Source organism: Klebsiella sp. WOUb02 (genome assembly GCF_050058015.1).
GTDB lineage: Bacteria > Pseudomonadota > Gammaproteobacteria > Enterobacterales > Enterobacteriaceae > Klebsiella.
In genome coordinates this window covers 556,201-571,077 of sequence record NZ_CP170110.1, presented here as the reverse complement: position 1 = coordinate 571,077, position 14,877 = coordinate 556,201, and the positions used below count along the sequence as shown (strand labels likewise).

Here is a 14,877-nt window from a genome sequence, read left to right as displayed (position 1 = left end):
CAATGGAGATTACCCTTCTTCAGATTGTGCTGGTGTTCATCGTCGCGTGTATTGCGGGTATGGAGTCGGTACTTGATGAATTTCAGTTCCACCGTCCTCTGGTGGCCTGTACGCTGATTGGCGCCGTTCTCGGGGATATGAAAACCGGTATTATCATCGGTGGTACCCTGGAAATGATCGCCCTGGGCTGGATGAACATCGGCGCCGCCGTTGCGCCGGATGCCGCCCTCGCGTCCATCATCTCGACCGTGCTGGTCATCGCGGGCCACCAGAGCATCGGTGCCGGTATCGCGCTGGCTATCCCGCTGGCAGCAGCAGGCCAGGTTCTGACCATTATCGTTCGTACGATCACCGTTGCCTTCCAGCACGCTGCGGATAAAGCGGCGGAGAGCGGTAACCTGACGGCCATTTCCTGGCTCCACGTTTCGTCTCTGTTCCTGCAGGCAATGCGTATTGCGATTCCTGCAGTTATCGTCGCGATCTCCGTCGGTACCAGTGAAGTCCAGGGCCTGCTGAACGCCATTCCGGAAGTGGTAACCGGCGGTCTGAACATCGCGGGCGGCATGATCGTGGTCGTTGGTTACGCGATGGTCATCAACATGATGCGCGCAGGCTATCTGATGCCGTTCTTCTACCTCGGCTTCGTTACCGCTGCGTTCACCAACTTCAACCTGGTTGCTCTGGGCGTAATTGGTACCGTAATGGCAATCCTCTACATCCAGCTGAGCCCGAAATACAACCGCGTAGCGGGTGCGCCAGCGCAGGCTGCTGGTAATAACGATCTCGATAACGAACTGGACTAACAGGTGAGCGAAATGGTTGATATGACTAAAAATACCACCGAGAAAAAACTCACTCAGAGTGATATTCGTGGCGTGTTCATTCGTTCTAACCTGTTCCAGGGTTCATGGAACTTCGAACGTATGCAGGCGCTGGGCTTCTGCTTCTCTATGGTGCCGGCAATTCGTCGCCTGTACCCGGAGAATAACGATGCGCGTAAACAGGCGATTAAGCGTCACCTTGAGTTCTTTAACACTCACCCTTACGTTGCGGCGCCGGTTCTCGGCGTAACGCTGGCGATGGAAGAGCAGCGTGCTAACGGCGCGGAGATCGACGATGGTGCCATCAACGGTATCAAAGTCGGCCTGATGGGTCCGCTGGCAGGCGTCGGCGACCCGATCTTCTGGGGCACCGTGCGTCCGGTATTCGCGGCGCTGGGCGCCGGTATCGCGATGAGCGGCAGCCTGCTTGGTCCTCTGCTGTTCTTTATCCTCTTTAACGCAGTACGCTTGCTGACCCGTTACTACGGCGTCGCGTACGGTTACCGTAAAGGTATCGACATCGTTAAAGATATGGGCGGCGGCTTCCTGCAGAAACTGACCGAGGGGGCATCGATTCTCGGCCTGTTTGTCATGGGGGCGTTGGTTAACAAGTGGACGCACGTCAACATCCCGCTGGTGGTGTCCACCATCACCGGTCAGGATGGCCAGACTCGCGTGACCACCGTGCAGACGATCCTTGACCAGCTGATGCCGGGTCTGGTGCCTCTGCTGCTGACCTTCGCCTGTATGTGGCTGCTGCGTAAGAAAGTTAACGCCCTGTGGATCATCGTTGGCTTCTTCATCATCGGTATCGTTGGCTACGCCATCGGCCTGCTGGGACTGTAATTATCCTGCTGTACGCCGGGGGCTTGCCCCCGGCTTTTTTTTAGCTTTTGTTCGGAGGATCGATGACACTCACGGATCTGGTGCTGGTGCTGTTTATTTTGCTTCTGCTGGCATTTGCGATTTATGACCAGTTTATTATGCCGCGCCGTAACGGCCCGCAGACTGCTTGCCGTTTCCCTGCTCCGTCGCAGCCGCGTGGATGGGATTATCTTCGTCGGTCTAATCGCCATACTGATTTATAACAATATTATCAGCCACGGCACGCCCATCACCACCTGGTTATTATCTGCTCTGGCGTTAATGGGGTTCTACCTGTTCTGGATTCGTACGCCGAAGATCATCTTCAAAGAGTCTGGTTTTTTCTTCGCCAATATCTGGATTGAATATAACCGTATTAAAGAGATGAATTTATCGGAAGACGGCGTGCTGGTGATGCAATTAGAGCAACGGCGCCTGCTTGTTCGCGTACGAAATATCGACGATCTGGAGAAGATATACAAACTTCTTGTTTCCACTCAATAAGTTAAAAATATAGCCTGCGCTATATTTCAGCCCATTATGGCAGCGGGATATATAGCCCTTGCTATATTCCATCTGCCAGTTCCCCTCATATTTATTAACCAATTGTTGACACCTAAAATCAAATGAAAATCGTTATCATTTGGTTATGAAAATATCTAAATGGTGTTATTGTTTTATATTCTCAAAATATGTTAAGGTTGCGCCCGTCGTTGGGGAGTAGCCAATCTTCTGTCCGCCAGGCCAGAAGGTGTACGTGTCAACATACTCGTTGCAAAACGTGGCACGTACGGGTTGAAGAACGCATTCAATCAGGCGAGACCATAGACATATCGCTGCGGTACGCAATATATAATCATTAGTCTTATTGCGTATATTTACTGGGGGCCGCGATGTGTCATATGGAATATCCCCGGTCAGGACGCACTCATGAATTTATCCGCAACGATTCTTCTGGCTTTTGGCATGTCCATGGATGCCTTCGCCGCCTCTATCGGTAAGGGTGCAACTCTTCACAAACCTAAATTTTCCGAAGCGTTACGCACCGGGCTTATCTTCGGCGTGATTGAAACGCTGACCCCGCTTGTCGGCTGGGGGATGGGGATGCTTGCCAGCCAGTTCGTCCTCGAGTGGAATCACTGGATTGCCTTTGTGCTGCTGGTCTTCCTCGGAGGCCGAATGGTAATTGAAGGGCTTCGCGGCGGCGCCGACGATGAGTGCGAAACGCCCCATCGCCACGGCTTTTGGCTGCTGGTCACCACCGCGGTTGCCACCAGCCTTGACGCGATGGCGGTTGGCGTCGGCCTGGCCTTCCTGCAGGTGAACATCGTCGCTACCGCGCTGGCGATTGGCTGTGCGACGCTGGTGATGTCAACGCTGGGTATTATGCTGGGACGATTTATCGGCCCGCTGCTTGGCAAACGGGCTGAAATTCTGGGGGGGATTGTGCTGATCGGTATCGGTGCCGAAATTCTCTGGAGCCACTTCGCCGGTTAGCGGTCAGGCATCGCGCTGCCAGCAGTGGATCATAAAGTCGGTTTGGCAGCTGAATAACGCCTGCGCGCGCAGGGCCTCACGAACCGGCGGCTTCGCCCGCCATGCAAACGGCGTCATCTGCAGCAGCGCCTCGGCCTCACTTCCGCTTAGCGTCATTGGATAAGCCAGCTGCTGCTCATAGCGCAGGGTGAAGCCGGCCATCTCTTCCCTGTTCTGCTCGTGCAGCTGTACCTCGTCGTAAATCAGGCCTTTCAATTCCAGCAGATGCTTCGGCCCCGGCGTCGCGGTAATCACCCAGCCGCCGGCCCTGACAACCCGCGCCAGCTCGCGAGCGTTGCAGGGGGCATAGATCCGCACCACCGCATCAAAGCTGGCATCAGCAAACGGCAGACGCTGGCTGGAAGCGACGCAGAAATTAACCTGCGGATAGCGTTTGGCCGCCGCGCGAACCGCGGATTTCGATACGTCGAGCCCCCAGCTGTTGGCTGAAATAGCGGCAAATGCGTGAGTGTAGTAGCCCTCGCCGCAGCCGATATCCAGCAGGTCGGCTGGCGCACGGCTCTGCAGAAACTCATCGATCGCATCGCGCAGCGGCCGGTAGTGGCCGGCATCGAGAAAGGCGCGTCGCGCCTGCATCATCTCGGCACTATCGCCCGGATCGCGCGAACGTTTGAACTGCACCGGCAGCAGGTTGACGTACCCCTCCTTCGCTAAATCAAACTGATGCCGCTGCGGGCAGATATAGCTATTTTCACGGCGCTCAAGCGGCGCGTGGCAAAGGGGGCAACTGTAAGACATGACAACTCCGGTGTCGCTGAAAGAGCGAAAGTGTAGCGTTATTCGCTCTTTCAGACCACTGCTACAGCGCCGGCGGCGCGGCATCGCCATTATGCATCACGATCAGATTTTCCGAACCCTGCGGCATCCCGTCCGGCATCACATTTTCGAGGCGTAAAACATCGCCCATGATCTGGCTAAACACCGGCGCCGATATGGCCCCGCCGTAGTAGGCCCCGTTGCTGGGATCGTTAATCATCACCACCAGCGCAAACTGCGGGTTGCTGGCCGGCGCCACGCCTGCGGTATACGCAACATATTTATCGATATACTTGCCGTCCGGACCGATTTTTTTCGCGGTCCCGGTTTTCACCGCAATACGGTAATCGCGCACGGCGGCTTTCGTTCCGCCGCCGCCCGGCAGCGCCACGCTTTCCATCATATGTTCCACCTCATGAACAATCGGCTCCGGCATCACCCGGGTGCCAATCACCGGCGGGTCGATACGGGTAATGGATAGCGGGCGCTCAATACCAAAACCGCCGATAGTGGCATAGACATGCGCCAGCTGCAGCGGGGTAACCATCAGACCGTAGCCGAAGGCAAAGGTCGCGCGATCCAGCTGGCCCCAGTAGCGGCGCTGGGGCATCAGCCCCGCGCTTTCGCCGGTGAGCCCCAGCCCGGTGGGATCGCCAAAACCGAAGGCTTTATAGGTATCGATAAGATGCTGCACCGGCATGGCCAGCGACAGATGCGAAACCCCGGTATCGCTGGATTTTTGCAGGATCCCGGTCAAAGTCAGCTCCGGGTAGTAGCCGACATCGCGAATACGGTGACCATCCAGCACAAAGGGATGGGTATCCACCACGCTGTCCGGCCGCACAATCCCCTGCTGCAGCGCCGTCATCACCACCAGCGGTTTGACCGTGGAGCCGGGCTCAAAGATATCGCTGATGGCGCGGTTACGGAAATCATCCAGTTTAGCGTCATCCCGATTATTGGGGTTGAAGTCCGGATAGCTGGCCATCGACAGAATTTCACCGGTGTCGATCTTAATCAACACCGCCGCGCCCGACTCCGCTTTATTCCAGTTTACGGCGTTATCCAGCGCATCTTCGGTGACCGTCTGCAGGCGTTCATCGATACTCAGCTGAATATTATGCGCCGGAACCGACGCCTCCTCGGTAATATTCTCAATCACCTGGCCATGGCGGTCTTTGCGCACCAGCCGGCGCCCCGGCTTGCCGGTAAGCTGGGCATTAAAGCTTTTTTCAATCCCTTCAATGCCCTGGTTATCGATATTGGTAAATCCCAGCAGGTTAGCCGCCACGTGCCCCGCGGGATAAAAGCGGCGCGACTCATCGCGCAGGTTGATCCCCGGCAGATGCAGTTTGTCGATCCACTCGGCCTGCTCCGGATTAACCTGGCGAGCCAGGTAGATAAAGCGCATATGCGGATGGCTCGCAACCCGTTTGGCCAGCTCGCTCAGGTTGAGGTGCAGCGCCTCGGCCATCGCCTGCCAGCGCGGGCCGTAGCCGACGCCCCCTTTTTCCACTATCGTTTGCGGGTCGGCCCAGATGGCGCTAACCGGTACGCTGACCGCCAGCGGGCGGTTCTCGCGATCGCTTATCATTCCGCGCTGAACGTCGATAGGCTCTTCACGCAGAGAACGCATATCCTCTTGCTTCACCAGATTATCGGGAGAGACAATCTGCAGCCATCCCACCCGGCCTAATAACAGCCCAAGGCAGCCGAGGATCGCCGCGCACAGCAGCCCAAAGCGAATCGGGGTGAAATTCGCGCCTGACTTAGATTTGTTCTTTTGCACCGTAGCTCCAGCATTATTTTGCAACCAACTGATTTAACAGTAAATCGACAAAACAGGATGCGATACAGTGCTAATAAAGGTGTTGTTTTGCAACAAAGCGCGACGAAGGGGGAAAATCGGAAATGTTTTGCAATAAACGCTAAAAAGCCCCGCGAAGGCGAGGCTTTCTTTACAAGATGAGTGGTCTTGAATCAGATAGCAGTTACGTTAACTGCTGCCGGACCTTTCTGGCCGTCCTGAATTTCGAACTCAACGTTCTGGCCTTCAGCCAGAGTTTTGAAGCCATTACCCTGGATAGCGGAGAAGTGTACGAACACGTCTTTGCTGCCATCAGCCGGAGTAATAAAGCCAAAACCTTTAGACTCGTTGAACCACTTAACTTGACCTTTAATCTTTGCCATTTGCAAAATTCCTTAGACTGTTTTCTTCGCCCGCAGGCGCTTACATAGATAAAACTGACACACTACTGCATGAGGCACTAATATAAGGTTCGGCAGAGAAGCGGTATTCAACGACAACGTGTTTACTCAGGACTTCTTTACTGAAAATGCCACACATAAACAGAACTGTACCTCGTTTAACCCGAAAGGTGTTATCACATACAACGTTAATAATGGCAAGCCATTTTTAAACAGCTCTCGATCCTTCGCACAAAATATAAGAGGATCATTTGACCAACTGCACGTTTATGCGCCTTTTTGCGGCCGTGGTTAATCTCTGCCGGTGCGGAAAACATCCGATTACGCATGGATGATATCTGCAACTTTTTCACCGTAGCTCAACAACTTCGCGGCGTCCAGCCCGCGGGGCATGCGCCCCGCCAATTTTAAGGGGTCCGCGGCGGAGTACCTGCATAACGATGCGCGCAAACGCGCATATTGATAGCTGAAAATTCGCTTAGACCGAAAATATGCAGGGTTAATTAAACCTCATTCACCACACGATAAATAGTGTTTACATTACGCATTAATAATGAAATTTCGATGACACTTTCTTTCATCATGCAATTAAATCACGAGGTTATTATTTTATTTGATTAGCTCAAAAATCCATAACTTATTGGATAAAAGTGCGATCGCTAACACATTAAGCAGTATAAGAAATGTGGCAACAACAGATGAAGGATAAGGATAAGTTATTGCGCAAGGCGATGAGGCAGGCGTACACCAGCGCGGTGTACACCCGTTTATCAGCTAGCGTTCAGCGACGAGACGGATAAAGTCGTCGTCATCCTTGCCCTTCTCAACGGCTGAAGGTTCGGCAACCTCTTCCTTCTCCAGCTTATTGGCTTCGCAGAGACGACGCAGCAGCGCGTTTTGGCGCTTTTGCTGATCCAGCAGAGCCTGCAGCAGCGCAATCTGCTCGTTGGCGCGCGAACTTGCGCGATTAACAAAAAACCATAACAACAGGCCGACAAGCAACAGCGCAACGGAAAGCGCCAGCGATGCCAGATTTACGATCCCAGGACTTAGTAACTCACTCATTTCACCACCTCAAAGAGAAGGCGTTTATTCTACCACCCGCGCAGCAGAAGAAAATCAGTCGTAATAAAAATCTCTTACCAGGGGATGAATTTGTTGATGGTGCAGATGCCGCTGAAAAACTGCACGTCCTGATCGCACATTACGTTAAGCATCTGCGTCCATAGCAATAAACAGCCCGCTATGACAACTATCAGCAAAACCCAGCGTAATTTTTTCACTCCACACTCCGCATCAATACCAGATGTTACCAGGATAGCACGCTCATCTTAAACCGCGGCTAACTGTAATACGAAAGGCAAGTTTAAGAATCATAGACTTGTTTCAACTCGTGTACCTGTCAGAATAAACGCCGAGGATAATACAAATTATGAGGCAACAATGCGATTGATCATTCGTACGATTGTAGTACTGGCCATCTTATGGATTGGCGTATTATTAAGCGGCTACGGCATGTTGATTGGTAGCAATGAGAACGCGGCGGGGTTGGGCCTCCAGTGTAAATATCTGACCGCCCGCGGCACCAGCACCGTGCAATACGTGCACTCTGATAGCGGCATTATTGGTCTGACCGACTGTCCGGTTCTGCGCAAAAGCGAAACCGTGATCGACAAAGGTTAATCCGGCCCGGGCTACGGCAGGAAGCCTCTTCCCGTCGTAGCCGACGCCCATTGCGATCAGAACGGATAGTCGTTATAGCCCATCTGTTCAGAAATTTTACGCGCCGCGGTGTGCAGCATGGCAACGTATTCGTGCAGCCTCTCCTCAGAGAAGCGCAGCGTCGGGAAAGAGATACTCAGACCGGCAATCACTACGCCAAAGCGGTCGAAGACCGGTACCCCAATGCAGCGAAGCCCCTCTTCCTGCTCTTCGTTATCTTCGCCATAGCCCTGCTGACGAACGCTATCCAGAACCGCCAGCAGCTCTTCGGTGCTGGCGATCGTCCGCTCGGTGCTGCGCTTATATTCAACGCCTTCGAGGATCTGCTCCACTTCGGCGCGGTCGCGCCACGCCAGCAGCACTTTGCCAATTGCGGTGCTGTACAGCGGGTTGCGGCGGCCGATACGCGAATACATGCGCAGGTTATACATCGAATCGATTTTATGGATGTAGACGATACTGTCTTCATCCAGCGCGCCGAGATGGATTGTCTCTTTAGTCAGACGCGACAGTTCGCGCATCTGAATATCCGCACTGCGCACCAGATCGACATTCTGCAGCGCGCGCGCGCCCAGCTCGAACAGCTTCAGCGTCAGGGAGTACTTCTCCGACTCACCTTCCTGGGCGACGTAGCCCAGCGACTTCATGGTTTGCAAAAAGCGATAAACGGTGCTTTTTGACATCATAACGCGCTGGGATAGTTCGGTAATACCAATTTCACGCTCTTCGCCAAGCGCCTGCAGGATGCCAAAAACCTTCAATACTGAAGAGACAGAATCTGGCTGTTTATCCAAATCTGCAACTGCCATTTATCACCTCATCGCAACTGTTTTATAAAAATTAGAACCGGTTTTTATTATAAATTCGCATCCTGACGCCCGCAATCGTTCTTCTGCTCATTCGTTACAAATCTGCGACATACAGCCGAATAATCAATGCTAAAATCATTAACCTGAGAATAGTCACGATAAAGTCACAACCTTAATATGGATAACAACACTCCCGATGGTCTGCCCCTGCCGCAGCGCTACGGCGCCATTCTGACCATCATTTTAGGCATCGCGATGGCCGTACTCGACGGCGCCATCGCCAACGTGGCCCTGCCGACCATCGCCACGGATCTTAACGCTTCACCCGCAGCCTCAATCTGGATAGTCAACGCTTACCAAATCGCCATCGTGATTGCGCTGCTGCCGCTCTCCTTTTTGGGCGATATGTTTGGCTATCGGCGTATCTATAAAATCGGCTTGCTGGTTTTTACTTTTACCTCGCTGGCCTGCGCCCTCTCCCACTCGCTTGAGATGCTGACGCTCGCCCGCGTCGCCCAGGGCCTCGGCGGCGCCGCGCTGATGAGCGTCAATACCGCGCTCATTCGTCTTATCTTCCCGAAGCGCTTCCTTGGGCGGGGAATGGGGATTAACTCGTTTGTGGTCGCCGTCTCATCCGCGGCCGGTCCGACAATCGCCGCAGCGATCCTCTCCATCGCCTCCTGGCAGTGGCTGTTTTTAATCAATATTCCGCTGGGAATTATTTCGCTAACGCTCGCCATACGCTACCTGCCGGCCAACAGCGGCCGCAGCAGGATCGCCCGTTTCGATCTTCCCAGCGCCATCATGAACGCGCTGACCTTCGGCCTGCTGATTACCGCACTCGGTGGCTTTGCCCAGGGGCAATCCGACCGACTGGTGCTGGCTGAAGCGGCCGCAACGCTGGTTATCGGGTTCTTCTTTATTCGCCGCCAGCTGCAAATGCCGGTGCCGCTGCTGCCGGTTGATCTGCTGCGAATCCCGCTGTTCTCGCTCTCTATTTGCACGTCAGTCTGTTCCTTCTGCGCACAGATGCTGGCGCTGGTTTCGCTGCCCTTTTTCCTGCAGGCTACGATCGGACGCAGCGAGGTAGAGACCGGGCTGCTGCTGACGCCCTGGCCGTTAGCGACGATGGTGATGGCGCCGCTGGCGGGTTACCTGATTGAGAAAATTCACGCGGGGCTGCTGGGAGCGGTAGGTCTGGCGGTAATGGCCTGCGGCCTGTTTGGCCTGGCGCTGCTGCCCTCATCCCCGTCCGATCTCGATATTATCTGGCGCATGGCGCTCTGCGGCGCGGGTTTCGGTCTGTTCCAGTCGCCGAATAACCACACTATCGTCTCATCGGCCCCGAGCCACCGCAGCGGCGGGGCCAGCGGAATGCTCGGTACCGCCCGACTGCTGGGGCAAAGCACCGGCGCGGCGCTGGTCGCCTTGCTGTTCAACCTGCAGGGTAACGGCGGCACCCATACCGCGCTGCTGCTGGCCGGAGGGCTGGCGGTCGTGGCGGCCACCGTCAGCGGGTTGCGCGTTACCCAGCCGCGCCCCGGACAGTAGCCCGGCGCGATTTAGGCGCAAAAAAACCGCAGCCCGGTTAAGGCTGCGGTTTTTATTTCCCTGCGCTGAAGGAGATGACTACTTCAGATATTCTCCGCTACGCAGCGCTTCGATACGCTTATCCAGCGGCGGGTGCGTCATAAACAGCTCGCTCATCGATTTCGCTTTGCCGTTTATGCACAGCGCCATCATGCTGCTGGCTTCCTGCGGCTCGTAGCTGGTTTTCAACCGCTGCAGGGCGGCGATCATTTTCTCGCGGCCGACCAGGCGGGCAGAACCGGCATCCGCATGGAACTCGCGGTAGCGCGAGAACCACATGGTGATGATGCTGGCCAGGATCCCAAACACCAGCTCCAGGACGGTGGCGACGGCAAAGTAAATCAGCGGGTTGCCGTTGCTGCTTTCACCTTCATCGCGGTTGCCGCCGAGGAATCCAGCGGCAATTTGCGCGATAACGCGCGAGATAAAGATGACGAAGGTGTTCACCACCCCTTGAATCAGGGTCATGGTCACCATATCGCCGTTGGCAATGTGGCTGATTTCATGGGCAATAACGGCTTCCGCCTCGTCACGGCTCATGTTCTGCAGCAGCCCGGTGCTGACGGCCACCAGCGAAGCGTCACGGCGCGCCCCGGTGGCAAACGCGTTAATATCCGGCGCATGGTAGATGGCGACCTGCGGCATGCCGATCCCCGCCTGCTGCGCCTGCTGCGCGACGGTATTCATCAGCCAGCGTTCGGTTTCGTTACGCGGCTGCTCAATGACTTCCCCACCCACCGATTTTAGCGCCATCCATTTCGATATCATCAGCGAAACGATCGAGCCACCAAAACCAAAAAGCAGCGCCATGATCAGTAGCCCGGTCATGCTGCTTGACTGTATTCCCGTCAGGCTTAGCACCAGCCCAAACACCGCCATAACGGCCAGGTTGGTCAACAGGAAGAGCGCGATTCGCATCATAATTTTCTTCTAACCTCGATTTAACAAAACGCACTATGCGATTCCCCATATCGTATGGGTACAACGTTAATTTTCAACCATCCTCCCCCGCTAAGTCACGAGAAAGACACAACTTTACATTTTGTAGCATATCGCTGACATCTGCATAATAGATTGACATCGGGCGCGGGAGAATCGAGGTTTTTGGCGGGAGAAACGGATAAAAAAACGGGCACAACATGTGTGCCCGTCGGATACTTATTTGCTAACCGGTGGTTCCACCGCCGGCCGGTCTTTCTCCAGATGGGCCAGGTCGAGCGCGATATGTACCGTTTCATCAAGATACGGATCCGGCTCCTGGTAATCCTTCGGCAGATCGTCCAGCTTCTTAAGCTGCGGCTTACCTTCACGCTTCAGGCGGTCGTTAATCCGCGCCAGACGAGTCGCATCATCCTCTTCGTTCTCTTTTTCGCGCTGGGCGTAGTTCAGAGAAACGATATTGCGCTTGTCTTTCATCGCGTTATAGCGAGCAATGTCCTTCATGATGTACTGGAATTCCGGATCTTTGGCAATCCGCTCATCATGCAGCTTCAGCAAATCGGGGCCAAACGGCGTCAAGTCGCCGGACTTGACGTAGGTCGCGGCGTTAACGCTATCCCACGGCAGGGCATTATCTTCATACTGCTCGCCGGTCTCGCGATCTTCGCTGCCGGTTGGCATCATGATGTCCGGCGTTACGCCCTTACGCTGAGTGCTGCCGCCGTTGATGCGGTAGAACTTCTGGATGGTGTACTGCACGGAACCCAGCGCCGGCCAGTCCGGACGCAGCATCTGATCGTAAATGCGGTTCAGCGAACGATACTGCTGTACGGTGCCTTTCCCGAAGGTTGGCTCACCCACGATCAGCGCGCGACCGTAGTCCTGCATCGCCGCGGCGAAGATTTCAGAAGCCGAAGCGCTGAAACGGTCAACCAGCACGACCAGCGGGCCTTTGTAGTAAACGACGCCGTCAGTATCGCTGTCTTCACGCACTTTGCCGTTGTTATCGCGAACCTGCACCACCGGACCAGACGGGATAAACAGACCGGAGAGCGATACCGCCTCGGTCAGCGCGCCGCCGCCGTTGCTGCGCAGGTCGATAACGATGCTGCTGACGTTCTGTTTTTCCAGCTTCTGCAGCTGCACCTTGACGTCATCCGTCAGGCCAACGTAGAAACCGGGGATATCCAGCACGCCGATTTTTTCTTTACCAACGGTTTTCACCGACATTTTAACCGCGCGATCTTCGAGACGAATTCGCTCGCGGGTTAGCGTGACGATGCGCGTTTTCGCGCCCTTGCCCGCCGGCAGCACTTCCAGGCGAACCTTACTGCCCTTCGGCCCTTTAATCAGCGCCACCACGTCGTCAAGGCGCCAGCCGATAACGTCAACCATGCCCTTACCGGACTGGCCGACGCCAACGATACGGTCGCCAACGCTAATTGACTTGCTCTTCGCCGCCGGGCCGCCGGCCACCAGCGAGTTGATCACCGTATAGTCGTCGTCCATCTGCAGCACCGCGCCGATCCCTTCTAACGAAAGGCTCATTTCGGTATTGAACTGCTCGGTATTGCGCGGCGACAGGTAGTTGGTATGCGGGTCGATTTCGCGGGCGAAGGCGGTCATAACCAGCGAGAACACATCTTCACTATTGGTTTGCGCCAGGCGACGAATAGCAAACTTATAGCGGCGGGTTAGCGTTTCGCGGATCTCTTTGTCGTCTTTACCCGCAAGCTTCAGGCTCAGCTGGTCAAACTTGACCTTTGCGTCCCACAGCGCGTTTAGCTCGGCCTCATCTTTCGGCCAGGGCGACTTGCTGCGGTCAAGGTTGAAGCTATCGTTGCCGGTAAAGTCCATCGGCCGCTCAAGCACCTTCAACGCGTACTGATAGCGTTCGAAGCGGCGCTGCTGACCCAGGTTGTACAGGTCGTAAAAAACGTCCAGCTTTCCGCTGCGCAGCTCGTCGCCGATTTGATTTTTCTTCGCGGCAAACTGAGCTACGTCGCTGGCCAGCAGCACGTTGTGGCTGTAGTCCAGCAGGTTCAGATAGCGGTCAAAAATTTTTGCCGAGAAGGCGTTATCGAGATCGAACTGTCGATAGTGCGAACGAGTAAAGCGCGAGGTTACGCGCTCACTCACCGTCGCGTGCTGCGGCTCTTCTTTCAGCACGGGGATTTGATCGGCTCGGGTAATATCATCCACGGCGAACGCGTGGCCTGCTATTGCCAGCAGGCCCGCAAGCGCGGTGAGCTTAAAGAATGTGTTCATGCCTGGCCCGGCCTCCGTTTCAGAACACCAGGTGTTCTGCGCGTACAATCATTGACATACCAGAAGTCGAGCTGTACACGAACGCCATCTTTGGTGATTTCCAGAACGGTGGCGTCCATTGCGTTATTGCCTGCTTTCACCTTCAGAGCCTGGCCGACGGACAGCGCGGTCAGATCTGATACAGGAGTATGACGCTCTTCGCGCGGTGCTTTCGCAACGGCGGGACGCGGCTTACGCTGTTCTGTGCCTTCTTTGCGGCGAACCTGAGGACGCGGCTTACGCTCGCGGCGGGCGCCTTCTTCCTGCTGACCAGCAGCGGCAGCGGCTTCGCGTTTTTTAGCCTGCTGGGCGGCACGCTGTGCCTGGACGCGAGCTTTTGCTTCTTCGAGCTGCTGACGGGCATGAGCAACGTGCTGCTCTTCCAGTTCGCCGCACGGGTTGCCGTCGAGGTCGACGCGAATCGCCCCAGGCTTAACGCCGTACAGATAGCGCCAGCTCGAAGTATAAAGACGTAACGCGGCGCGAAGCTGGGTTTTGCTGAGATTCATCTCCCCCCCAACGCGCTCAACGAGATCCTGAAAAATACCGACTTTCAGGGGGCGAGCTTCACCTTCAGCGCTGAAGCACTGTGGGAAACGTTCGGCCAGAAATGCGATAACTTCTTTACTGCTATTCAACTTAGGTTGATTTTCCATGAAATTTCCTGATTACAACGGACGTAGCCAACAAGCCGCAGGCATGAACAGGCGCCATTATAATGACGCCATCGCTAAATGCTACGTTATCCGTTGATTATCCTGCGACGTGGGTGAATATTTTTTGATAGTCGGTCGCAGAAATGAGTTTTTCCAGCTGCGCTACCAGTTGCGTAAGCCCCTGTTCATCCTCAGCGGTGAAGCGGGCGTACGCGGTGCTGTCGATATCCAGGACGCCGATAATCCGATCGTTCACCCGCAGCGGGAAGACAATCTCCGAATTGCTGGCGGCGTCACATGCAATATGCCCGTCGAAGGCGTGAACATCCTCCACGCGCTGCACGCGATTCTGCGAAACGGCAGTTCCGCAAACGCCCCGCCCTACCGGAATTCGCACGCAGGCCAGCTTGCCCTGGAAGGGCCCCAGCACCAGCGTATCGCCTTCGAGTAGGTAGAACCCGGCCCAGTTAACCTCGGTCAGCCGCTCAAACAGCAGCGCGCTGGTATTAGAGATCGTGGCCAGAAAACTGGTTTCTCCTGCCATTAACGCCTGAAAATCACGGTTCAGATCCGCGTAAAACTCTGTTTTGCTCATTATATAATCACTTAGTTGTCTTACTGCCTTACACTGACTGCCTAATAAAATAA

At 55.1% G+C, this 14,877-nt stretch carries 14 protein-coding genes and 3 pseudogenes; 6 read left to right on the top strand and 11 right to left on the bottom strand.

Features of this window, described 5'->3' with window-relative positions; all coding sequences use genetic code 11:
- The first annotated feature begins 2 nt into the window (after positions 1–2).
- The 4 genes and pseudogenes from ABOC21_RS09425 to mntP all read left to right on the top strand — a co-directional run bounded on the left by ABOC21_RS09425 (position 3) and on the right by mntP (position 3,182).
- On the top strand, positions 3–803 hold the full coding sequence (locus ABOC21_RS09425) for a PTS mannose/fructose/sorbose transporter subunit IIC (RefSeq protein WP_045859157.1): 801 nt from the start codon (positions 3–5) through the stop codon (positions 801–803).
- A gap of 12 nt (positions 804–815) precedes the next feature.
- A complete protein-coding gene (locus ABOC21_RS09420) occupies positions 816–1,667 on the top strand; it encodes a PTS mannose transporter subunit IID (protein ID WP_426814362.1) in 852 nt (283 codons plus the stop codon).
- 62 nt (positions 1,668–1,729) lie between these two features.
- Positions 1,730–2,189, top strand: a pseudogene (locus ABOC21_RS09415) (DUF986 family protein).
- A 426-nt stretch (positions 2,190–2,615) separates the two neighbouring features.
- Positions 2,616–3,182, top strand: a complete 567-nt coding sequence (mntP, locus tag ABOC21_RS09410) for a manganese efflux pump MntP (protein ID WP_426814361.1) — start codon at positions 2,616–2,618, stop codon at positions 3,180–3,182.
- 3 nt (positions 3,183–3,185) lie between these two features.
- Here the strand turns inward: mntP and rlmA are convergent, their stop codons facing one another.
- The 6 genes and pseudogenes from rlmA to mgrB form a co-directional block, all read right to left on the bottom strand.
- Complete coding sequence (gene rlmA, locus ABOC21_RS09405) at positions 3,186–3,980, bottom strand: 23S rRNA (guanine(745)-N(1))-methyltransferase (protein WP_426814360.1); 795 nt, start codon at positions 3,978–3,980, stop codon at positions 3,186–3,188.
- A gap of 61 nt (positions 3,981–4,041) precedes the next feature.
- Entirely contained in the window at positions 4,042–5,787 is a 1,746-nt protein-coding gene (ftsI, locus tag ABOC21_RS09400; RefSeq protein ID WP_426814359.1) for a peptidoglycan glycosyltransferase FtsI, read from the bottom strand.
- 191 nt (positions 5,788–5,978) lie between these two features.
- Positions 5,979–6,188, bottom strand: a complete 210-nt coding sequence (gene cspE, locus ABOC21_RS09395) for a transcription antiterminator/RNA stability regulator CspE (RefSeq protein ID WP_001062678.1) — start codon at positions 6,186–6,188, stop codon at positions 5,979–5,981.
- A 12-nt stretch (positions 6,189–6,200) separates the two neighbouring features.
- Positions 6,201–6,345, bottom strand: a pseudogene (locus ABOC21_RS09390) (DUF2627 domain-containing protein).
- Between the two features lie 635 nt (positions 6,346–6,980).
- Entirely contained in the window at positions 6,981–7,271 is a 291-nt protein-coding gene (locus tag ABOC21_RS09385; RefSeq protein ID WP_426814358.1) for a YebO family protein, read from the bottom strand.
- Between the two features lie 74 nt (positions 7,272–7,345).
- Positions 7,346–7,489, bottom strand: coding sequence for a PhoP/PhoQ regulator MgrB (gene mgrB / locus ABOC21_RS09380; RefSeq protein ID WP_041146201.1), 144 nt, complete (start codon positions 7,487–7,489; stop codon positions 7,346–7,348).
- A 160-nt stretch (positions 7,490–7,649) separates the two neighbouring features.
- Here mgrB and ABOC21_RS09375 point away from each other — a divergent pair, with 160 nt between their 5' ends.
- On the top strand, positions 7,650–7,889 hold the full coding sequence (locus tag ABOC21_RS09375; protein ID WP_095101742.1) for a YobH family protein: 240 nt from the start codon (positions 7,650–7,652) through the stop codon (positions 7,887–7,889).
- A gap of 56 nt (positions 7,890–7,945) precedes the next feature.
- Here the strand turns inward: ABOC21_RS09375 and kdgR are convergent, their stop codons facing one another.
- The gene (gene kdgR / locus ABOC21_RS09370) at positions 7,946–8,737 is read right to left on the bottom strand and encodes a DNA-binding transcriptional regulator KdgR (RefSeq protein ID WP_426814357.1); all 792 of its coding nucleotides are present in this window, start codon (positions 8,735–8,737) and stop codon (positions 7,946–7,948) included.
- A 177-nt stretch (positions 8,738–8,914) separates the two neighbouring features.
- On the opposite strand from kdgR, the gene ABOC21_RS09365 reads away from it, so the two are divergent.
- Positions 8,915–10,288 carry an MFS transporter gene (locus tag ABOC21_RS09365; RefSeq protein WP_426814356.1) on the top strand — a complete coding sequence of 458 codons (1,374 nt, stop codon included), beginning with the start codon at positions 8,915–8,917 and terminating at the stop codon, positions 10,286–10,288.
- 78 nt (positions 10,289–10,366) lie between these two features.
- Here the strand turns inward: ABOC21_RS09365 and htpX are convergent, their stop codons facing one another.
- The 4 genes and pseudogenes from htpX to ABOC21_RS09345 form a co-directional block, all read right to left on the bottom strand.
- Complete coding sequence (gene htpX / locus ABOC21_RS09360; RefSeq protein WP_426814355.1) at positions 10,367–11,248, bottom strand: protease HtpX; 882 nt, start codon at positions 11,246–11,248, stop codon at positions 10,367–10,369.
- 237 nt (positions 11,249–11,485) lie between these two features.
- A complete protein-coding gene (prc, locus tag ABOC21_RS09355; protein ID WP_426814354.1) occupies positions 11,486–13,534 on the bottom strand; it encodes a carboxy terminal-processing peptidase in 2,049 nt (682 codons plus the stop codon).
- Positions 13,535–13,553: 19 nt separating this feature from the next.
- A pseudogene (gene proQ, locus ABOC21_RS09350) lies at positions 13,554–14,229 on the bottom strand (RNA chaperone ProQ).
- 97 nt (positions 14,230–14,326) lie between these two features.
- Positions 14,327–14,824, bottom strand: a complete 498-nt coding sequence (locus tag ABOC21_RS09345; protein ID WP_426814353.1) for a GAF domain-containing protein — start codon at positions 14,822–14,824, stop codon at positions 14,327–14,329.
- Positions 14,825–14,877 lie beyond the last annotated feature (53 nt).

Bases quoted from the DNA above. Each gene is read 5' to 3' on its own strand.
- htpX (WP_426814355.1), bottom strand. From the start codon at position 11,248: ATGATGCGAATCGCGCTCTTCCTGTTGACCAACCTGGCCGTTATGGCG.
- mntP (WP_426814361.1), top strand. From the start codon at position 2,616: ATGAATTTATCCGCAACGATTCTTCTGGCTTTTGGCATGTCCATGGAT.
- ABOC21_RS09345 (WP_426814353.1), bottom strand. From the start codon at position 14,824: ATGAGCAAAACAGAGTTTTACGCGGATCTGAACCGTGATTTTCAGGCG.
- ABOC21_RS09420 (WP_426814362.1), top strand. From the start codon at position 816: ATGGTTGATATGACTAAAAATACCACCGAGAAAAAACTCACTCAGAGT.
- ABOC21_RS09375 (WP_095101742.1), top strand. From the start codon at position 7,650: ATGCGATTGATCATTCGTACGATTGTAGTACTGGCCATCTTATGGATT.
- rlmA (WP_426814360.1), bottom strand. From the start codon at position 3,980: ATGTCTTACAGTTGCCCCCTTTGCCACGCGCCGCTTGAGCGCCGTGAA.
- ABOC21_RS09425 (WP_045859157.1), top strand. From the start codon at position 3: ATGGAGATTACCCTTCTTCAGATTGTGCTGGTGTTCATCGTCGCGTGT.
- prc (WP_426814354.1), bottom strand. From the start codon at position 13,534: ATGAACACATTCTTTAAGCTCACCGCGCTTGCGGGCCTGCTGGCAATA.
- ABOC21_RS09365 (WP_426814356.1), top strand. From the start codon at position 8,915: ATGGATAACAACACTCCCGATGGTCTGCCCCTGCCGCAGCGCTACGGC.
- cspE (WP_001062678.1), bottom strand. From the start codon at position 6,188: ATGGCAAAGATTAAAGGTCAAGTTAAGTGGTTCAACGAGTCTAAAGGT.
- kdgR (WP_426814357.1), bottom strand. From the start codon at position 8,737: ATGGCAGTTGCAGATTTGGATAAACAGCCAGATTCTGTCTCTTCAGTA.
- ABOC21_RS09385 (WP_426814358.1), bottom strand. From the start codon at position 7,271: ATGAGTGAGTTACTAAGTCCTGGGATCGTAAATCTGGCATCGCTGGCG.